The sequence below is a fragment of the Cereibacter sediminicola genome, from assembly GCF_007668225.1.
GTDB lineage: Bacteria > Pseudomonadota > Alphaproteobacteria > Rhodobacterales > Rhodobacteraceae > Cereibacter_A > Cereibacter_A azotoformans.
Map to the genome: position 1 here is coordinate 1 of NZ_VDEK01000001.1, position 16,477 is coordinate 16,477.

At 69.1% G+C, this 16,477-nt stretch carries 19 protein-coding genes; 15 read left to right on the forward strand and 4 right to left on the reverse strand.

Going from position 1 to position 16,477, the window contains the following annotated elements; genetic code table 11:
- Nucleotides 1–27: 27 nt before the first annotated feature.
- The 5 genes from FG154_RS00005 to FG154_RS00025 all read left to right on the forward strand — a co-directional run bounded on the left by FG154_RS00005 (nt 28) and on the right by FG154_RS00025 (nt 5,093).
- Nucleotides 28–252: a hypothetical protein gene (locus FG154_RS00005; RefSeq protein WP_246100092.1), complete on the forward strand. Its 225-nt coding sequence runs from the start codon at nt 28–30 to the stop codon at nt 250–252.
- 12 nt (nt 253–264) lie between these two features.
- Nucleotides 265–537 carry a DUF2160 domain-containing protein gene (locus FG154_RS00010; protein ID WP_145102971.1) on the forward strand — a complete coding sequence of 91 codons (273 nt, stop codon included), beginning with the start codon at nt 265–267 and terminating at the stop codon, nt 535–537.
- Between the two features lie 58 nt (nt 538–595).
- Nucleotides 596–2,314: an ABC transporter substrate-binding protein gene (locus FG154_RS00015; RefSeq protein ID WP_145102975.1), complete on the forward strand. Its 1,719-nt coding sequence runs from the start codon at nt 596–598 to the stop codon at nt 2,312–2,314.
- Between the two features lie 158 nt (nt 2,315–2,472).
- Nucleotides 2,473–3,954 (forward strand): glycerol kinase GlpK, encoded by a 1,482-nt coding sequence (gene glpK, locus FG154_RS00020; protein WP_145102978.1) that lies wholly within the window; start codon nt 2,473–2,475, stop codon nt 3,952–3,954.
- A complete protein-coding gene (locus tag FG154_RS00025; RefSeq protein WP_145102981.1) occupies nt 3,951–5,093 on the forward strand; it encodes an iron-containing alcohol dehydrogenase in 1,143 nt (380 codons plus the stop codon). Before glpK ends, FG154_RS00025 begins: the two co-directional genes overlap by 4 nt.
- Before the next feature lie 8 nt (nt 5,094–5,101).
- On the opposite strand, the gene FG154_RS00030 is transcribed toward FG154_RS00025, so the two are convergent.
- Together FG154_RS00030 and FG154_RS00035 are read right to left on the reverse strand one after the other, a co-directional pair.
- Nucleotides 5,102–6,070, reverse strand: a complete 969-nt coding sequence (locus tag FG154_RS00030; RefSeq protein ID WP_145102983.1) for a YihY/virulence factor BrkB family protein — start codon at nt 6,068–6,070, stop codon at nt 5,102–5,104.
- A gap of 102 nt (nt 6,071–6,172) precedes the next feature.
- Nucleotides 6,173–7,309 carry a deoxyguanosinetriphosphate triphosphohydrolase gene (locus FG154_RS00035; protein ID WP_145102987.1) on the reverse strand — a complete coding sequence of 379 codons (1,137 nt, stop codon included), beginning with the start codon at nt 7,307–7,309 and terminating at the stop codon, nt 6,173–6,175.
- Nucleotides 7,310–7,383: 74 nt separating this feature from the next.
- On the opposite strand from FG154_RS00035, the gene erpA reads away from it, so the two are divergent.
- The 3 genes from erpA to FG154_RS00050 all read left to right on the forward strand — a co-directional run bounded on the left by erpA (nt 7,384) and on the right by FG154_RS00050 (nt 9,097).
- The gene (gene erpA, locus FG154_RS00040) at nt 7,384–7,710 is read left to right on the forward strand and encodes an iron-sulfur cluster insertion protein ErpA (RefSeq protein WP_011908234.1); all 327 of its coding nucleotides are present in this window, start codon (nt 7,384–7,386) and stop codon (nt 7,708–7,710) included.
- A 72-nt stretch (nt 7,711–7,782) separates the two neighbouring features.
- On the forward strand, nt 7,783–8,562 hold the full coding sequence (xth, locus tag FG154_RS00045) for an exodeoxyribonuclease III (protein WP_145102990.1): 780 nt from the start codon (nt 7,783–7,785) through the stop codon (nt 8,560–8,562).
- Between the two features lie 136 nt (nt 8,563–8,698).
- Nucleotides 8,699–9,097 carry a PaaI family thioesterase gene (locus FG154_RS00050; protein WP_222120546.1) on the forward strand — a complete coding sequence of 133 codons (399 nt, stop codon included), beginning with the start codon at nt 8,699–8,701 and terminating at the stop codon, nt 9,095–9,097.
- An 11-nt stretch (nt 9,098–9,108) separates the two neighbouring features.
- Here FG154_RS00050 and FG154_RS00055 read toward each other — a convergent pair whose 3' ends face one another.
- Together FG154_RS00055 and dksA are read right to left on the reverse strand one after the other, a co-directional pair.
- Nucleotides 9,109–10,281 (reverse strand): FAD-dependent monooxygenase, encoded by a 1,173-nt coding sequence (locus FG154_RS00055; protein ID WP_145102996.1) that lies wholly within the window; start codon nt 10,279–10,281, stop codon nt 9,109–9,111.
- Between the two features lie 97 nt (nt 10,282–10,378).
- Nucleotides 10,379–10,801 (reverse strand): RNA polymerase-binding protein DksA, encoded by a 423-nt coding sequence (gene dksA / locus FG154_RS00060; RefSeq protein ID WP_044247956.1) that lies wholly within the window; start codon nt 10,799–10,801, stop codon nt 10,379–10,381.
- A gap of 186 nt (nt 10,802–10,987) precedes the next feature.
- Between dksA and FG154_RS00065 the strand changes: the two genes are divergently transcribed.
- The 7 genes from FG154_RS00065 to FG154_RS00095 all read left to right on the forward strand — a co-directional run bounded on the left by FG154_RS00065 (nt 10,988) and on the right by FG154_RS00095 (nt 16,444).
- Nucleotides 10,988–11,827 carry an AAA family ATPase gene (locus FG154_RS00065; protein ID WP_145102999.1) on the forward strand — a complete coding sequence of 280 codons (840 nt, stop codon included), beginning with the start codon at nt 10,988–10,990 and terminating at the stop codon, nt 11,825–11,827.
- A 23-nt stretch (nt 11,828–11,850) separates the two neighbouring features.
- The gene (locus FG154_RS00070; RefSeq protein ID WP_145103002.1) at nt 11,851–12,303 is read left to right on the forward strand and encodes a GNAT family N-acetyltransferase; all 453 of its coding nucleotides are present in this window, start codon (nt 11,851–11,853) and stop codon (nt 12,301–12,303) included.
- Entirely contained in the window at nt 12,303–13,697 is a 1,395-nt protein-coding gene (locus FG154_RS00075; protein WP_145103005.1) for a DUF2927 domain-containing protein, read from the forward strand. Before FG154_RS00070 ends, FG154_RS00075 begins: the two co-directional genes overlap by 1 nt.
- The gene (locus FG154_RS00080; protein WP_145103007.1) at nt 13,694–13,858 is read left to right on the forward strand and encodes a hypothetical protein; all 165 of its coding nucleotides are present in this window, start codon (nt 13,694–13,696) and stop codon (nt 13,856–13,858) included. Before FG154_RS00075 ends, FG154_RS00080 begins: the two co-directional genes overlap by 4 nt.
- A gap of 22 nt (nt 13,859–13,880) precedes the next feature.
- On the forward strand, nt 13,881–15,065 hold the full coding sequence (locus FG154_RS00085; protein ID WP_145103010.1) for a vWA domain-containing protein: 1,185 nt from the start codon (nt 13,881–13,883) through the stop codon (nt 15,063–15,065).
- 185 nt (nt 15,066–15,250) lie between these two features.
- Nucleotides 15,251–15,649 (forward strand): c-type cytochrome, encoded by a 399-nt coding sequence (locus tag FG154_RS00090; protein WP_246100094.1) that lies wholly within the window; start codon nt 15,251–15,253, stop codon nt 15,647–15,649.
- A 108-nt stretch (nt 15,650–15,757) separates the two neighbouring features.
- Nucleotides 15,758–16,444: a M48 family metalloprotease gene (locus tag FG154_RS00095; protein ID WP_101341453.1), complete on the forward strand. Its 687-nt coding sequence runs from the start codon at nt 15,758–15,760 to the stop codon at nt 16,442–16,444.
- The last annotated feature ends 33 nt before the right edge of the window (nt 16,445–16,477 follow it).

The window sequence follows — 16,477 nt, forward strand, 5'->3', positions numbered from 1 at the left end:
ATCGCAGCCCAAACCGCAAACGCCTGAGTGTCCGGTGAAACGGGGGCAAAACCAGACGGCTTCCTGTCGGTCCGCAGGGGACCGGGCTCGGAGAACGCCGAGATTGGCCGCGTGCGCAACGGCGACGCCCTGTTCCTCGACCATCGGAAGTGTCAGGGCAAGTGGTGCCTTGCCGAGGGCGGAGTGGTCGGGGGCCGGCAAACCGACATCCGGGGCTGGTTCTACACCGCCTGGTGCGAGTTCTATCCGTAGGGGAGGATCGAGATGGCCTGGATGGCATGGACATGGCCCACGGCGGCCTTCTTCGGCACCATCGCGGCGCTTCTGCTGCTGATGACGGTCCTTGCGGTGCTTCGACCCGAGACGCCGCGGATGGGCATCCTTCGGATCGAGACGACGCGGGGGGACCGGCTGTTCATCTCGCTTCTGGGTTCGGCCTTCCTGTGCCTTCTGTGGCTCGGCCTGATGGGGCCCCCGCTCTGGGGCGCGCTCGCGCTCTGCCTGATCTACGCCGCGGCGGTCTTCCGCTGGGTGTGACGACCCTCGCCGGGGGGATGCCCGGCCAAAGTCCAACGTCTTTGGGAGGAGACCTGACATGAGATACGGCACGACAGCCATGGCGCTGGCGCTGATGGCGCTGGGGGCACCGGCCTTCGCCGACATCGAGGCTGCGCGGCAGTTCCTCGATGCCGAGATCGGCGACATGTCCTCGCTCACTCGCGAGGAGCAGGAAGCCGAGATGCAGTGGTTCATCGACGCGGCGCAGCCCTTCGCCGGCATGGACATCAAGGTGGTGTCGGAGACCATCACCACGCATGAATATGAATCCAAGGTGCTGGCGCCCGCCTTCACCGCGATCACCGGCATCCGGGTCAGCCATGACCTGATCGGCGAAGGCGACGTGGTCGAGAAGCTGCAGACGCAGATGCAGTCGGGCGAGAACATCTACGACGCCTACATCAACGACAGCGACCTGATCGGCACCCACTGGCGCTACCAGCAGGCCCGCAGCCTGACCGACTGGATGGCGAACGAGGGCAAGGATGTCACCAACCCCGGCCTCGATCTCGACGACTACATCGGCCTGAAGTTCACCACCGCGCCGGATGGCGAGCTTTACCAGCTGCCCGACCAGCAGTTCGCCAACCTCTACTGGTTCCGCGCCGACTGGTTCGACGATCCCGACACCAAGGCCGAGTTCCAGGAGAAATACGGCTACGAGCTGGGCGTGCCGCTGAACTGGTCGGCCTACGAGGACATCGCCGAGTTCTTCACGGGGCGCGACATGAGCGCGCTCGGCGGACCGAAGAGCGCCTATGGCAGCATGGATTACGGCAAGAAGGACCCGAGCCTCGGCTGGCGCTACACCGACGCCTGGATGTCGATGGCGGGCATGGGCGACAAGGGCGACCCGAACGGGCTGCCGGTGGATGAATGGGGCATCCGGGTGGACGAGAACTCGCGCCCCGTGGGCTCGTGCGTGGCGCGCGGCGGCGCGACCAACGACGCGGCGGCGGTCTATGCCATCACCAAGGCGATCGAGTGGCTGCAGAAATACGCCCCGCCGCAGGCCGCCGGCATGACCTTCTCGGAATCCGGGCCGGTGCCCGCGCAGGGCGAGGTCGCCCAGCAGATCTTCTGGTACACCGCCTTCACCGCCGACATGGTCAAGGAGGGCCTGCCGGTGATGAACGAGGATGGCACGCCCAAGTGGCGCATGGCCCCCTCGCCGCATGGCGCCTACTGGACCGAAGGCACCAAGGTCGGCTACCAGGACGTGGGCTCGTGGACGCTGCTGAAATCCACCCCTGACGACCGCGCCAAGGCCGCCTGGCTTTATGCGCAGTTCGTCTCGTCGAAGACCGTGGACGTGAAGAAGAGCCACGTCGGCCTGACCTTCGTGCGCGAATCCACCATCCAGCACCAGAGCTTCACCGACCGCGCCGCCAACCTCGGCGGTCTGGTCGAGTTCTACCGCTCGCCCGCCCGCGTCCAGTGGTCGCCCACGGGCACGAACGTGCCGGACTACCCGAAGCTCGCGCAGCTCTGGTGGCAGAACATCGGCGATGCGATGTCGGGCGCCAAGTCGCCGCAGGAGGCGCTGGACGCACTCTGCGCCGAGCAGGAGCGGGTGCTGGCGCGGCTGGAACGGGCCGGGGTGCAGGGTGATCTCGGGCCGAAGCTGAACGAGGAGAAGGACCCGCAGGAATGGCTCGACGCGCCCGGCGCGCCGGTGGGCAAGCTCGAGAACGAGAAGCCCGCGGGCGAGACGATCTCCTACGACGAACTCATCAAGTCCTGGCAGCAGGGCTGACACGACCGGGGGGCGGGCCGTCCCGCCCCCATTCAAGGGCAAGATGCAAGGCGACCCGGACAGGTTTCGAGGTCGCCGTCTTCCCCGAGCCCTTCCGCTTCGTCGCAAGGCGCGGCAGCATCAGGAGGATTCGGGCAAGACGAACCGGGAAGAGACGCATGAGCCACATCCTCGCCATCGATCAGGGAACCACCTCGTCGCGCGCGATGGTCTTCGACGCGAGCCTCTCGCTGAAGTCGGTCGCGCAGGAGGAGTTTCCGCAGATCTACCCCCGCCCCGGCTGGGTCGAGCATGATCCGGCCGACCTCTGGTCCAGCGTCGCCGCAACGGCGCGCGCCGCGGTCGAGCGGGCCGAGATCGACGGCAGCCTCGCCGCCATCGGCATCACCAACCAGCGCGAGACGGTGGTGATCTGGGAACGCGCCACCGGCCATCCGATCCACAATGCGATCGTCTGGCAGGACCGCCGCACCGCCGACCTCTGCCAGAGCCTGGCCGAAGCGGGACAGGAGCCCATGATCACCGAGCGGACGGGGCTGCTGCTTGATCCCTACTTCTCGGCCACCAAGGTCAAGTGGCTGCTCGACCATGTCGAGGGCGCGCGCGCGCGGGCCCGACGGGGCGAGCTGCTGTTCGGGACGGTGGACAGCTACCTCATCTGGAAGCTGACGGGGGGCCGCGCGCATGTGACCGATGCCACCAACGCCGCGCGCACCATGCTCTTCGACATCAGCCGCGGCGAGTGGGACGCCGAGATCTGCGGCCTGCTCGACATCCCGATGGAGATGCTGCCCGAGGTGAAGGACTGCGCCGCGCCCTTCGGCATGACGCGGCCGGACCTCTTCGGGCGCGAGATCCCGATCCTGGGCGTCGCGGGCGACCAGCAGGCCGCCACTTGCGGGCAGGCCTGCTTCCGCCCCGGCATGATGAAATCGACCTACGGGACGGGCTGCTTTGCGCTGCTGAACACGGGGGCGGAACGCGTGACGAGCCGCTCGCGCCTGCTTACCACCATCGCCTACCAACTGGGCGGGCAGCGGACCTATGCGCTCGAGGGTTCGATCTTCATCGCGGGCGCCGTCGTCCAGTGGCTGCGCGACGGGCTGAAGATCATCCGCGAGGCGGGCGAGACGCACGGGCTGGCCACGGCCTCGGACGCGGCGCAGGATCTGGTGATCGTGCCGGCCTTCACCGGCCTTGGCGCACCCTGGTGGAAGCCGGACAGCCGGGGCGCGGTCTTCGGCCTGACCCGCAACTCCGGCCCTGCCGAGTTCGCCCGCGCCGCGCTGGAGAGCGTGGGATTTCAGACGCGCGACCTGCTCGAGGCGATGCGGGCGGACTGGGCGGCGGGCGCCGAGGGGGTGCTGCGGGTGGATGGCGGCATGACCGCCTCGGACTGGTCGATGCAGTTCCTGGCCGACATCATCGGCGCGCCGGTGGACCGGCCAGTGGTGCGCGAGACGACGGCGCTCGGCGCGGCCTGGCTGGCGGGGATGCAGGCTGGCCTCTGCCCCGGCCCCGAGGAGTTCGCCGCCGGATGGGCGCTGGAGCGACGCTTCGAGCCGGGGATGGAGGCGGCCACGCGCGACGCGAAATACGCCCGCTGGGGCCGGGCCGTCCGCGCGGTGATGGCGGTATGACCCCCTTCGGCATCGCGGCGCCGGGGCGCATCCTCTTCGGCCGCGGCGAGGCGCGGCGCGCGGCCGGCCTGATCGCGGGCTTCGGGCGGCGGGTGCTGCTGGTGCATGGCCGTGACCCGGCGCGGGCGGGCTGGCTTGTCGCGGCGCTCGGGGCCGAGGGGGTCGAGGTTCTGGCGGTGCCCTGCCCCGGCGAGCCGGATCTGGCGCTCCTCGAGGAGACGCTCGCGCGGGCGCGGCCCTTTGCACCGGAGGCGGTGGCGGGCCTTGGCGGCGGGGCGGCGCTCGATCTGGCCAAGGCGCTCGCGGCGCTGGTGCCCGCGCCGGACGGGCCGATGGAGCATCTGGAGGTGGTCGGGCGGGGCCGGCCGCTGGTGGCCCCGCCCCTGCCCTTCGTGGCGCTGCCCACCACCTCGGGCACCGGCAGCGAGGTCACGAAGAACGCCGTGATCGGCGTGCCCGAGCACCGCCGCAAGGTCTCGCTGCGCGATGACCGGATGCTTGCCCGGATCGCGCTGGTTGATCCGGCCCTCACCGACGGCTGCCCGCGCGCGGTGACGCTCGCCTCAGGGCTGGATGCGGTGACGCAGGTGATCGAGCCCTTCGTCTCGGCCCGCGCGACGCCCTTCACCGACGCGATCACGCGCCCGGCCATCGCCGAGGGGCTGGGCGCGCTGATGCGCCTGATGAAGCGCGAGGATGCGGCGGCCCGCGACGGCATCGCCTGGGTGAGCCTCTGCGGCGGGCTGGCGCTGGCCAACGGCGGGCTCGGCGCGGTGCACGGGCTGGCGGGCGTGATCGGCGGCGTCACGGGGGCCGCGCACGGGGCGATCTGCGGCACGCTTCTGGCGCCGGTGCTGCGGGCGAACCTGACCGCTTCGGCCCCCGGCAGCACCGCCCGCGCGCGGCTGGCCGAGGTCTGCGCGGTGCTGGGCCGGGCGCTGGCCGCCCCGCCCGCCGAGGCGCCCGAGGCGCTGGCGGCCTGGGTCCGCAAGGCGGGCCTGCCGCGGCTGGCGGACCTGGGTCTGGATGCGGGCGATCTGGCCCGCGTGGCGGACGCCTCGCTGGCCTCGTCCTCGATGAAGGGCAACCCGGTGGGCCTGTCGCCCTCGGCGCTGGTGGCCGCGATGCGCCAGGGCTGAATGGCCCGCTAGTCCGACCGCTCGCCCAGCGTGTCCGCCATCACCGCCCCGCGCTGACCCATCGGCCGGTTCGGCCCGACGGTGGTGTCGCGGGCGGTCTGATGCTCCATCTCGGAGTTGATCTCGGCCCCGATGATCAGGATCATCACCGCGATCCAGACCCAGAGCAGCAGGCCCACCAGCGCCCCGAGCGAGCCGTAGGTGGCCGAGTAGTTGGCGAAATTCTCGAGATAGATGGTGAAGGCGATCGAGGCCACCAGCCAGACCACCGTGGCGATGCCGCTGCCCCATGTCACCCAGCGCCATTCCGGCGCCTTGCGCGAGGGCGCCCAGCGGTAGAGGGCCGCCATCGCCCCCGCGACCACCAGCAGCAAGAGCGGCCACCGCACGAGCCAGACCAGCACGGCCGCCCCCGGGCCGAGATCGAAGATCGCCAGCACCGCCGGAACCACCGCGACCGCGGTGATCATCAGGATGGACAGAACCATCGCCCCCAGCGTCAGCGCGAAGGAGAGCAGCGTGAGCTTGATGAACGAACGTTTCTCGCGCTCATCATGGGCGATGTTCATTGCCTCGATCAGCGCCTTCATGCCGGAATTGGCGCTCCAGAAGGCGATGAGGAAGGAGATGGCGAAACCCACGGTCAGGGACGAACTCTGGCCACCGGCCAGGGTTCTCAGCTGCGCGGTCAGAAGCTCGATCCCCTCGGCCGGAAGCACACCGCGCAGCGACTCCACCTGATCGGCAATGACGGCCGGATCGGCAAAGAGACCATAGAGCGAGACGAAGGCCGCAAGCGTGGGGAACAGCGCGAGCAGCAGGTAGAAGGTCACGCCTGCCGCCACCAGCATGACGCGGTCCTCGTCGATCGAGCGCCAGACGCGCAGGGCGATGTCCTTCCAGCCCTTGGCCGGAATGTCGCGCGGGCGCCGGGCCTCGCGGCCGCGATGGGGATCAGAGGGCGAGGCGTCGGGCATGGCAATCTCCTTCGAAGGCCAAATCGCCTTGCGCGGCCCGAGGTTCCCGCGCCGATGCAGAAGGACCCGCCGCGCCGGGCCGGGTGCGCCGCCCCTCGCCTCTCAGCCGCAGAGGCGCGCGTGTTCCTGCAGGGCGAAGCGGTCGGTCATGCCGGCAACGTAATCGGCCACGATCCGGGCGAGCGTCGTCTCGTCCTCGGCCGCCTCGACATCGCGCCGCCATTCCTGCGGCAGCAGTTCGGGCTGGCGCATGAAGAGCGGGAAGAGGTCGTTCACCACGGCCGTCACCTTCGCGCGCTCCTTCATCACCGAAGGCGCGCGATACATCCGGTGAAACAGGAAGCTGCGGATCACCTTCAACTCCTGATAGAGCGGCTTCGAAAAGCGGATCACGGTCGCGCCCATCTGGCGGATCTCCTCGACCGACTTGGGCTGCGCAGCCTCGAGCCGGCCCTGCGCCACGGCGATCACATCCTCGACCATGCGGCCAAAGACGCGGCGCAGCGCCTCGTGCCGCCGGCGCATCGGCTCCAGCCCCGGATAGAGCGCATCCACCTCTTCGAAGGCGGGGGCGGTGACGGGCAGCTCCATCAGGTCGCCTTCGGTGAAGAGGCCCGAGCGCAGCCCGTCGTGCAGGTCGTGGTGCGAATAGGCCACGTCGTCGGCGATCGCGGCCACCTGCGCCTCGGCCGAGGCATAGGTGTGCAGTTCCAGATCCCACTGGGCGTTGGCTTCGGCCAGCGCATAGGGCAAGGGCCCCTCGACCGGGCCGTTGTGCTTGGCGATGCCTTCCAGCGACTCCCATGTGAGGTTCAGCCCGTCGAACTCGGCGTAGTGACGCTCCAGCCGGGTCACGATCCGCATGGCCTGCGCATTGTGGTCGAATCCGCCGTAGGGCTCCATCAGCCGGGCCAGCGCATCCTCGCCGGTGTGGCCGAAGGGCGTGTGGCCGAGATCGTGGGCCAGCGCGATGCATTCCGCAAGATCGGTGTTCAGCCCGAGCACGCCCGAGATCGTCCGCGCGACCTGCGCCACTTCGATCGAATGGGTGAGCCGCGTGCGGTAATAGTCGCCCTCATGCTCCACGAAGACCTGCGTCTTGTGCTTCAGCCGCCGGAAGGCCGAGGAATGGATGATCCGGTCTCGATCCCGCTGGAACGGCGAGCGGAAGGTGGACATGCTCTCGGGCTTTTGCCGGCCGCGGCTTTCGCCGGGCTGGCAGGCATAGGGCGCCAGCATCAATCTGCCTGTTCTTGTGACCTGTTTTGCCCCATCCTATATGGGTGGATGACTGATTTGACACGGGGTTTCTGATGAACCTTCCGCCGCGGGTGACCGACCGGGCCTTTGCCCGCCTTGCCGAAATCGCCGAAGCCTCGGGCGAGACGCGCGCGTTGCGCGTCGCGGTCGAGGGCGGCGGCTGTTCGGGCTTTCAGTATGAGATCAAGCTCGACGATCCGGGATCGGACGATCTGGTGATCGAGAAGGACGGCCAGAAGGTGCTGATCGATCAGGTCTCGCTGCCGTTCCTTGCCAATGCCGAGATCGACTATGCCGACGAGCTGATCGGCTCGCGCTTCGTGATCAACAACCCCAACGCCACCAGCTCCTGCGGCTGCGGGACCTCGTTCTCGATCTGAGGGCGCAGGCCCCTTCCCGTCCGTCCTGCCGCGCGCCGGCCCAAGGACCCGATCCGCCCCGAGGAGCGCGCCATGAAGATCGCCACCTACAACATCAACGGCATCAAGGCCCGCATCGAGGCGCTTCTGGCGTGGCTCGAGGCGGCCAGCCCGGACGTGGTGCTGCTGCAGGAGATCAAGTCGGTCGATGAGACCTTTCCGCGCGCGGTCTTCGAGGACCGAGGCTGGCATCTCGAGACGCACGGGCAGAAGGGCTTCAACGGGGTGGCGATCCTCTCGCGCCTGCCGCTCGAGGATGTGGTGCGCGGCCTGCCGGGCGACGCCGAGGATGTGCAGGCCCGCTGGATCGAGGCCACCGTCGTGGGCCAGCGCGCGGTGCGGGTCTGCGGGCTCTACCTGCCGAACGGGAACCCGGCGCCGGGGCCGAAATACGACTACAAGCTGGCCTGGATGGCCCGGATGAAGGAGCGCGCGGCCGAGCTTCTGCAGACGGAAGAGCCCGTGGTGCTGGCGGGCGACTACAACGTGATCCCCCAGGCCGAGGATGCGGCGCGCCCCGAGGCCTGGGTCACCGATGCACTCTTCCTGCCGGAAAGCCGGGCGGCCTTCCGGCGGATCCTGAACCTCGGCTACACCGAGGCCTTCCGCGCCCGCACCTTGGGCCCGGGGCACTATTCCTTCTGGGACTATCAGGCCGGCGCCTGGGAAAAGAACAACGGCATCCGCATCGACCATCTGCTGCTCTCGCCGCAGGCGGCCGACCTGATGACCGATGTCCGCATCGACCGCGAGGTGCGCGCGGGCGAGAAGCCCTCGGATCATGTGCCGGTCTGGGTGGAGCTGGCGGCCTGACCGGCCGCCCGTGACGCCACGTCGGACGGGGCCCGCGTTGACGCGGAAGGCCGGCGCGCCTTAGCCTGCGCCCATGTCCGAGCCCTCTTCATCCGCCCTGGATCGCGTCCGTGCCAGCTTTGCGCGGCAGGCTGCGATGGAACTGATCCGCGCGACCCTTCCACTGGTGGAGCCGGGGCGGACCGAGATCCACCTGCCGCACTGGGACGGGATCGAGCAGCAGCACGGCTTCATCCACGGGGGCGTGGTCGGCATGATCGCGGATTCGGCCGCGGGCTATGCCGCCATGACGCTGGTGCCGGCCGATGCCTCGGTCCTGACGGTGGAATACAAGATGAACCTGATGGCGCCGGCCGATGGTCACGGGCTGATCGCGCGGGGCGAGGTGGTGCGCGCGGGCCGGACGCTGATCGTGACGCGGGCCGAGGTGGTGGCGCTGCGCGACGGGGCCGAACAGGCCTGCGCCCTCATGCAGCAGACGATCATGGTGATGCGCCATCGCGGCGAGAAGCGGGAGGGTGGCGCCGGCGGCTGACCGCGCCGCCCTCAGGCCGCGGTCACGTCGTAGCCATAGAGCCAGTCGAACCGGCGCAGCGTCGGGCCCGGCAGCAGCCGCGAGCCAAGCCGCAGGCCGAGATGCGCGATCTCGCGCACAGGGCTGCGCAGGTGATAGGCCCAGGCGTTGTTGTTGGCCGCCTGCACCACGCGGCAGCAGCGCGGCACCCGGCGGGCCTGATATTCGGCCAGCCCGCCCTTGATGTTCGAGTGGCGGGACAGACATTCGGCCAGCACCCAGGCATCCTCGAGCGCCATGTTCGCCCCCTGCGCGAGGAAGGGCAGCGTCGGATGGGCCGCGTCGCCCAGGATGGTGGCGTGGCCGCGATACCAGGTGTGGGCCACCGGATGGCGGAAGAGCCCCCAGAGCCAGACGTCCGGCACCTGCTCGAGCCAGTGGCGCACGCGCCCGTTGAAGCTGGCGAAGGCCAGCCGCAGGTCCACCGGATCGTCGCGGAGGTTCCAGCCCTCCTGCACCCACCGCTTGCGTTCCTCGACCGCCACGATGTTGCGCATCGTGCCGCCCCGCATCGGATAGCTGACGAGGTGGCGCCCCTCGCCCATATGGACCTCAGCCACCACCGGCTCGCCTGGGGTCGCGGGGATCACGGTGCGCCAGGCCACCTGGTTGGTGAAGAAGGGCTGTGCCGGCCCGTTCAGCTCGGCCCGCACCAGCGAATGAAGCCCGTCGGCCCCGATCAGCAGGTTGGGCGTGTATTCGGCCCCCTGCGCCGTCACCAGCCGCGGCTTCGGGCCAGCCAGATCCACCGCCTCGATCTTCTGCAGGAGGCGGATCTGCACGCCCGCATCGCGGGCCCCGGTGGCGAGAAGGTCGATCAGGTCGGCCCGGTGCATCAGGTGGTAGCCCTGCCCCGGCCGCAGCCGCGCCAGATCCAGCTTCAGCACCAGATCGCCGCCCACGCCGTTGCGCAGCTCGACCGCCTGCGCGCGCATCGACGCCGCCTCGAGCGCGTCGCCCATCCCCAGCGCGCGCAGCACGGCGGCCCCGTTGGGCGAGATCTGCAGGCCGGCCCCCACTTCGCGAATCGCCTCGGCCTGCTCCAGCACGGTCACGTCGGCCCCGCGGAGCGCGAGCGCCCGGGCCACCGCCAGACCGGCAACGCCGGCCCCGAGGACGGTGACCTCGGCATCCTTCAGGCTCATCGGGATCCTCCACATGCGAACGCCGGACCGCAGTCTGGTCCGGCGTCAGTTTTTGCGCCCGGAGGACCGGAGGGCAAGCCGTGAGGCGCGGATGCGCCTACTCGTCGCGGTGGACCCGCTCGCGCCGCTCGTGCCGCTCCTGCGCCTCGAGGGTCATGGTCGCGATCGGACGCGCGTCGAGACGCCGGAGCGAGATGGGCTCGCCCGTGACCTCGCAATAGCCGTATTCGCCGGCCTCGATCCGCCGCAGCGCGGCGTCGATCTTGGCCACCAGCTTGCGCTGACGGTCACGGGTGCGAAGCTCCAGCGCGCGGTCGGTTTCCTCGCTGGCGCGGTCGGCGATGTCGGGGACGTTGCGGCCGGATTCCTGAAGCCCCTCGATGGTCTCGGCGCTCTGGTCCAGCAGTTCCTGTTTCCAGTTGAGAAGTTTGCGGCGGAAATACTCCAGTTGCCGCTCATTCATGAAAGGTTCGTTTTCGGCGGGGCGATAATCGTCAGGCAGAAAGATCTCTGCTTTCATGGCTGCTGCTCTCTCTTGCAGGCCGGCAGGCTCCGAAATGTGGTTCACAGTCATCCGGCGCTCCCTTCAATGCGGCTCATCTAGCGCAACCGGGAACCTTTGTCACTAGCTGCCTCGCCGCCCTTGCGACGGATTCAACCTGTGCTATCCTGTCTCAGCAATTTCCCCCAAGGTGACGTGACGTAAATGAAATTTTCATCCACCTCTTCCTACGTCGCGACCCAGGATCTTGCCGTTGCCGTCAACGCCGCCGTCACGCTTCAGCGTCCGCTCCTGGTCAAGGGCGAGCCCGGCACCGGCAAGACCGAACTGGCTCGGCAGGTCGCACAGTCGCTGGGCATGCCGCTCATCGAATGGCATGTGAAGAGCACCACACGGGCGCAGCAGGGACTTTACGAATACGATGCCGTCAGCCGCCTGCGCGACAGCCAGCTCGGCGACGCGCGCGTGCATGAGGTGAAAAACTATATCCGAAAGGGCAAGCTCTGGCAGGCGTTCGAGGCTCCCGGCCGGGTCGTGCTGCTGATCGACGAGATCGACAAGGCCGATATCGAGTTTCCCAACGACCTGCTGCAGGAACTCGACCGGATGGAGTTCCACGTCTATGAGACAGGCGAGACCGTGCGGGCGCAGCATCGGCCGGTGGTCATCATCACCTCGAACAATGAAAAGGAGCTGCCCGACGCCTTCCTGCGCCGCTGCTTCTTTCACTACATCCGCTTTCCCGACCTCGAGACGATGCGCGCCATCGTCGCCGTCCATTTCCCCGACCTCAAGGAGCAGCTTCTGACCGCGGCCCTGACCCAGTTCTACGAACTGCGCGAGGTGCCGGGGCTGAAGAAGAAACCCTCCACCTCCGAGGTGCTCGACTGGCTCAAGCTGCTGCTGGCCGAGGATCTTTCGGCCGAGGATCTCCGGCGCGATGGCCGGACGCTGCTGCCGCGGCTGCACGGGGCGCTGCTCAAGAACGAGCAGGACGTGCATCTCTTCGAGCGTCTGGCGTTCATGGCGCGGCGGCCGGGGTGAGCGGCTCTCAACACGGGATGGACATGTCCGACACACTCGTCCTGCGCCCCATTTCTGCCGAGGACGAGGCCGCATGGCGCCCCGTCTGGCAGGCCTATCTGCGCTTCTACGACACCGAGCTGCCCGAGGAGGTGCTGGCCTCGACCTTCGCGCGCCTCACATCCAGCGAGCGGCCCGAGCCGCGCGGCATCCTCGCCTGGAGGGGCGGCACGGCGGTCGGGCTGGTCCACTACCTCTTTCACCGCCACTGCTGGCGGGTCGAGAATGTCTGCTACCTTCAGGATCTGTTCACCACGCCCGAGGCGCGAGGGCACGGCGTCGGCCGCGCGCTGATCTCGGCCGTCTATGACGCCGCCGATGCCGAGGGCGCGCCGGCGGTCTACTGGCTCACGGCCGAGAACAACGCCCGCGCCCGCGCGCTCTACGACCGGATCGGACGCAAGTCGCCCTTCATCCGCTACAACCGGGTGCTGTGATGCGGCGGCTCGTCCTCGCCGCGGGCCTCCTCCTCTCGGCCTGCGGTGCGGTGCCCGAGGCCGAGGTCGCGATGCACCGGCCGCACTGGCTGGTCATCGACCCGCTTCCCGACATGAAAATGTTTTCCGCCTCGGCAGCAACGCAGCCCCTGCGCCCGAACGCCGAGCTGGCGCGCGACTTCCTCGAACTGACGTTCCAGATGGAGAGCGGCCGCGCCATCGAGCGGATGTCGCGCTTCGAGGCGCCGATCACCGTGTCGATGACGGGCCTTGTTCCGCCCTCGGCGCCGGGTGACCTTACGCGGCTGCTCGCGCGGCTGCGCGACGAGGCGCGGATCGACATCCGCGAGACCGACGCGCCCGCGATGGTCGCCATCGAGTTCGTCGAGCGGCGGCGGATGCAGGCGCTGGTGCCGACGGCGGCCTGCTTCGTGGTGCCCCGCGTGACCTCGTTCGAGGATTACCGGCGCGTCCGGCGCAAGGCGCAGGTGGATTGGGCCAGCCTCGAGACGCGCGAACAGGTGGCGATCTTCATCCCGGCCGACACCAGCCCGCAGGAGGTGCGCGATTGCCTGCATGAAGAGCTGGCACAGGCCATCGGCCCGCTGAACGACCTCTACCGCCTGTCGGACAGCGTCTTCAACGACGACAACTTTCACACGGTTCTGACGGGCTTTGACATGCTGATGCTTCGGGTGACCTACGCGCCCGAAATGCGGTCGGGCATGACTCGCGACGAGGCGGCGGCGGCCCTGCCGAAGGTGCTGGCGCGGCTCAATCCCAAGGGTGGCCGCCTGTCCCAACCTGCGGCCGACGACCCCACGCCGCGCGCCTGGATCGCCGCGATCGAGGAGGCGCTCGGCCCCACGGGCAGCGACCGCAGGCGGCGGGCCGCGGCGCTGCGGGCGCTGGCCATCGCGACGGACGCGGGCTGGCGGGATGCGCGGATGGCCTTCAGCCTGTTCGGGGTGGCGCGGCTCGGCATGGCCGACGAGATGGAGATTTCGGTTGCAGCCTTCGTCGAGGCAGCCCGGATCTACCGCAGCCTGCCCGGTGGCGCGATCCATGCCGCCCATATCGACATGCAGATGGCGGCTCTGGCCCTGTCGTCGGGGCAGGCGGCCGATGCGATCTTCCTGTGCGACCGCGCAATCCCGATCGTCAGGCGCGCCGAGAACGCCGCGCTGCTGGCCACGCTGCTCATGATCCGGTCCGAGGCGCTGCGCCTCGAGGGCCGGGCGGCCGAGGCGCGGGCCTCGCGCCTCGACAGCCTCGCATGGGCGCGCTATGGCTTTGGCGACGAGGCCGAGGTGCGCACCCGGATGAGCGAGATCGCGGCCCTGACACCCGGCCGGCTCGCGCTGGCCTCCACAGACGGCGGAGACAGCGAATGATCGTTCTGGCAGGCGCGGTTCTCGGAGCCTTCATCGGTGCGGCCACGGCCCGCCGGCACAGGGGGCAGCGTCTCGACATGCTGCAGTATGGCGCGGGCTTTGCCATTGCCTTCGCCCTGCTCGGCCTGTTCCTGACCATCCTGCTCGAGCGTCTGCTCTGATGCACGGCGGAGGCGGCGGCTGATGTTCCTGCCCTTCTTCGAGACGCTGCGCAGGACCGGCGTGCCGGTGTCGCTCCGCGAATATCTGGGCTTTCTCGAAGGCATGGCGGCGGGTCTCGTGACCTACGACGTGGAGGGCTTCTACCACCTTGCCCGCACGGCCATGGTCAAGGACGAGCGCCACCTCGACCGCTTCGACCGCGCCTTCGCCGAAAGCTTCCGCGGGCTCGAGACGATCCCGGTCGAGGCGGTGCTCGAGGCGGTGAACCTGCCCCGCGAATGGCTGGAGAAACTGGCGGAAAAGCACCTGACGCCGGAAGAGCGGGCCGCGGTCGAGGCGCTCGGCGGCTTCGACAGGCTGATGGACACGCTGCGCGAGCGCCTGCGCGAGCAGCAGGGCCGGCATCAGGGCGGCAACAAGTGGATCGGCACCGCCGGCACCTCGCCCTTCGGCGCCTACGGCTACAACCCCGAGGGCGTGCGGATCGGCCAGCACGAAAGCCGCCACCGCCGCGCCGTCAAGGTCTGGGACAAGCGCGAGTTCCGCAACCTCGACGACACGGTGGAGCTGGGCACCCGCAACATCAAGGTGGCGCTCCGGCGCCTGCGCCGCTGGGCGCGCGAGGGCGCGGCGCAGGAGTTCGACCTCGACGGCACGATCCGGGCCACGGCCGAGCATGGCTACCTCGACGTGAAGACCCGGCCCGAGCGGCACAATGCAGTGAAGGTGCTGCTGTTTCTGGATATCGGCGGCTCGATGGACGACCATGTGCGGGTGGTGGAAGAGCTGTTCTCGGCCGCCCGCGCCGAGTTCAAGCATTTCGAGCATTTCTACTTCCACAACTGCCTCTACGAGGGCGTATGGCGCGACAACCGCCGCCGCTGGGACGAGCAGACCTCGACCGAGCAGGTGATCCGCACCTACGGCCCGGACTACAAGTGCATCTTCGTCGGCGACGCCTCGATGAGCCCCTACGAGATCCTGCACCCCGGCGGCGCGAACGAGCACTGGAACGCCGAGGCCGGCGAGATCTGGCTGCGCCGCGCACGGGCGCAGTGGCCCTCGAACCTCTGGATCAACCCGGTCCCCGAGCAGCACTGGGGCTATACCCAGTCGATCCGCATGATCCGCGAGATCTTCGAGGGCCGGATGGTGCCCATGACGCTGGAAGGAATTGCCAGCGGCGTCAAGGAACTCTCGCGCTGAGCCTCTCTGCCGCAGCCTGACTGTCGTCAATGACAGCCACCGGTGCCCCTTGCACCCTGCCCCCTGTCCTGCCTCCACAAGGCGGGACGGCGGAGGTTTCCGCCAGCCCGGACTTCCCGGCGGCGCTCGCTTGCGGCCCGTGCGCCGTCCGCCCCATGCGTCACGGCCGCGGGAGGGAACGCGAGATGAAGGCAAGGATGATGGCCGCAGCCTGTCTGGTCGCCCTGTCGGGCGCGGCACTTGCGGCGGACAAGGAAGATGCCGGGCGCAACGAATACAGGGCGGCCTGCGCGGGATGCCACGGCGAAAGCGCGAAAGGCGACGGCCCGGTGGGCCCGATCCTGAACATCGAGATGCCCGATCTTACGAAACTGTCGGCCGCCAATGACGGGCAGTTCCCGTTCCAGAAGACCTTCATGATTGTCGATGGCCGCACGGGCGTCCGCGCCCACGGCGATCCGATGCCGATCTGGGGCGACCGGTTCAAGGCCGAGGCCGCGGTGACGGGCGGCTATGCCGCCGAGATCATGGCGCGCGGACGGCTGCTGGCGCTGGTCCAGTATCTCGAGTCGATCCAGGAATAGGGACGCTCGGCCCCACGCCCCGCGCGGGTCGTGGGGCCGATGCCCCTTCCGGCGTCAAGCGGTGGAACGGCCCTTCCTCCGGCGTGCGGGACGCCCCATATTCCCCCCATGCTCAAACTGACACCGCTTCTCCTCGCCATCGCCTACGGCTTCCTGATGTATCAGTTCTCCGCCTGGAGGACGAAGCGGATGCTCGACGCCCAGTCGCGCCCGCTCGATGAGCCCGAGATCCTCGAGCTGGCCCGCAGGATGGCCGTGGCGCTCGACCTGCCGACGGTGAAGGTGTCGGTCTTCGAGGTGGACCCCGTCAATGGCCTCGCCGCGCCGGACGGGCGGATCTTCCTCACCCGCGGCTTCCTGCGCAAATACCGTTCGGGCGAGGTGACGGCGGCCGAGCTGGCCTCGGTCATCGCGCATGAGCTGGGCCATGTGGCGCTGGGCCATTCGCGGCGCCGGATGATCGACTTCACCGGGCAGAACGCGGTGATGATGATGCTGGGCGCGGTGCTCAACCGCTTCCTGCCCTTCGTGGGCATCTGGCTGGCGAACATGCTGGCCTCGGCGCTGGCCGCCCGCCTCTCGCGGCGCGACGAACATGAGGCGGATGCCTATGCCTCGGCCCTGCTGGTCAAGGCGGGGATCGGCACCGAACCGCAGAAGTCGCTCTTCCGCAAGCTGCACCGCTGGTCGGGGATGAACGGAGCCGCGGTGCCCGCCTGGCTGATGAGCCACCCCGCCATCGACGAGCGCATCCGGCGGATCGAGGAGCGCGAGGCGCGCTGGATCGAGGGCTGAGACCGCAAGCCATTCGCGCAACGCGAACGGCGC